We start from the raw sequence: 2,523 nt of genomic DNA on the forward strand, positions 1-2,523 counted from the left end.
CGAAGAAGACGAGAAACTAGGTCGTTCTCGGGGTGGTTTCAGTACTAAAATACACATTCGGTGTGAGGGCAAAGGTAAACCCATAACTTTTATTCTCAGTCCAGGTCAAAGAAACGAGTCAATTTTTTTAGAACAATTGATGTCACAAGGAGCAGTCAAGCGTTCTGGACGTGGTCGTCCGCGTTTACGCCCTTTACGATTAGTTGGAGACAAAGGTTACACTGGTCGGAGAATACGTAATTACTTGCGCCGACGTGGTATCCGTCTGACCATACCACGTTTATCCAATGAACCGCGTCGAGGACCTTTTAATCGTGAAATCTACCGTAAAGCTCGCCGGGTAGATACTCTACCCGGCAGACTTTACGTCAACGCAACGTTGTAGAGCGAGCTATTAATCGGCTCAAACAGTTTCGCCGCATCGCCACCCGCTACGAAAAACTTGCAGTAAATTATACAGCTATGATTACGATCGCCTCCATTTTGTTGTGGTTATAGTTTGAAAACACGCCCTAGTCACAGCATCCATACTCTCAACCAACTACGGGTAAATATTCTTACATACAAAAAGGCGTTAGCGTTGATGTATCGTATCCGTAAATACCCAGAGGACGGCTTCTCAAAGGGTAAAGTAGATTAGGATATACCAGGCTTGCCAGACCCCAGACTGCACTTCCAACTGAGCATCTCTAAAATTTTCACAAAGTTATCAGGGATACAGCAATTACCAACTTAAATAAAGTTGTGCAATTCGTTGATTAGTAGATCATCATGAGTTTATACCTCAAAGCACTTGACCATCTCCACACAAAATCCTTACGATGCAAGTATTTTGGACTGACGAACATGGAGATTATCCAATCACATCGCTTTAAAATTGGATGTGAGCAAGCAACAAGTCCACATAATATCCCTTATGTTCACTCATATCATGGGATTGCTATGGATCATACTGCTGATGATATCAATTCACCTGTCCCAGTAGTTTTTCGCTCTTCTAGGAAAGAATGGGCAATTAAATTGATGATTTCAACTCTTTCTACAGCAGAGGCAGCAGATACAAGCTTTTGGAGGCTTACACCTGGCTTTGCCCCAAGCAGCTGAGACAAATACCACTCCCGTGCTTCTATAGGAACAGCCCCTAATAATGCTAGAAACTTTCTAGTTCCCAAATCAGCCTTTCCCTTACGAAATCTGGAAATTAGCACCTCTGAAACTCCAGCTTGCTTGGCTACAACCTTTGCCGAAAGGTTGTATCTATCGAACATTTCGTCAAATAGTTGCTGGTAAAGAGAAGTTTCCTCTGTTACAAAATTTTGCATTGCTAGCTAATTATAGGATTAGTTAGTTGATATAGTATGCGATATTTAGAGAGAACTCTATTAGGATTTTTGAAGATATGGATAATTCAATGATAACAAGGGACTTACTCTTTTCAAATTAAGCCAACAGCAGTTCTGACTGAAAACATAGGATCAGCTTTTCTTCAGTAGAGCAGAACTTCGGCTAATACTTGCTTTGGCGACACTTTTGAGGGCGCAAGTTAAGAGAATTTCGGCATACATCAAGTAACGCCTGAAGTTGCTAATCGCTTTGCTCTCTATTGCTGTGTGTCAAATGGCTGGTATTTAAAAAGTTAGCCCTTGTCTGGGGGGACAGGGGCTGGAAATTTTTCTTGCTTATTAAGGTGATTATGACACAGAACAGTTCAAAAATTCAAGGTAAGTTTTACCCACTCCAGCACGAGGAATGGCTGAAAGCCTGCCGAGAATTAACGCCAGCACAGAGAGATGTGCTGTACTACATTCGCACTCTCGACCCTTATGGCGACGGGGTTGAGTTGTCTGTTTCCGGGATAGCTAGGCAACTATCAACAGAGAATAAAGAAGTACATCGCTCTACAGTTAGCCGCGCTCTTAAAGCCTTAGATGACAAGGGATTCATTGACCTTGAACTACTGAAAGTCCAAGTCAAAATTTTAGCTGGGGGGCTTCATTGTTGCGATGAGACAACAGTGTTGCCTACAGACAACAGTGTTGCCTCACCGCAACAAGCGCGATCGCTACGCAACAAGCGTGATCATGACGCAACAGACGCGATCGCTACGCAACAACCGAGTTCCGAAAGTCTTACCCAGAGCCAATCTTCAAGTCCTAAGACTTATAAGACTTATTCAGACTTTATTAAGACTCTCTCAGAAGACGAGCGAGCGAATTTTCTAGAATTTTGTGAGGAAAAAACCAAAAATCTTAGCCAGCCAGTGAATGACATTGAGGCTTGGTTAGCTCACAAGAACAAAGCCGGAAGGAATCGCTGGGAAGTTTATTACGAAAAATATCTGGCTTCAAAACAGGTACAAGCCAAAAAAACTGAAACAAAAAATGCTCGAGACGAATTCCGTCGAGAACTTGAAGAACGACAGCGACAAGCTCAAAGAGCTTGGGAAGAGTCGCAAAGTCAAAATCTCGCTCTTGATACTGGCGGTGAGACATGATTGATAAATTGCCACCCCAAAACATCGAA

At 42.7% G+C, this 2,523-nt stretch carries 4 protein-coding genes; 3 read left to right on the top strand and 1 reads right to left on the bottom strand.

What is annotated here, in order from left to right; genetic code table 11:
- A partial coding sequence (locus LC574_RS35300; RefSeq protein WP_229458279.1) for a transposase occupies positions 1 to 385 on the top strand: 385 nt, incomplete at its 5' end.
- 8 nt (positions 386 to 393) lie between these two features.
- The gene (locus tag LC574_RS39495; RefSeq protein WP_368736774.1) at positions 394 to 498 is read left to right on the top strand and encodes a hypothetical protein; all 105 of its coding nucleotides are present in this window, start codon (positions 394 to 396) and stop codon (positions 496 to 498) included.
- A gap of 449 nt (positions 499 to 947) precedes the next feature.
- On the opposite strand, the gene LC574_RS35305 is transcribed toward LC574_RS39495, so the two are convergent.
- Positions 948 to 1,322: a transcriptional regulator gene (locus LC574_RS35305; protein WP_102151248.1), complete on the bottom strand. Its 375-nt coding sequence runs from the start codon at positions 1,320 to 1,322 to the stop codon at positions 948 to 950.
- A gap of 371 nt (positions 1,323 to 1,693) precedes the next feature.
- On the opposite strand from LC574_RS35305, the gene LC574_RS35310 reads away from it, so the two are divergent.
- Positions 1,694 to 2,494: a helix-turn-helix domain-containing protein gene (locus LC574_RS35310; protein WP_229458280.1), complete on the top strand. Its 801-nt coding sequence runs from the start codon at positions 1,694 to 1,696 to the stop codon at positions 2,492 to 2,494.
- Positions 2,495 to 2,523: the final 29 nt, after the last annotated feature.

Source organism: Nostoc sp. CHAB 5715 (assembly GCF_020829685.1).
GTDB lineage: Bacteria > Cyanobacteriota > Cyanobacteriia > Cyanobacteriales > Nostocaceae > Nostoc.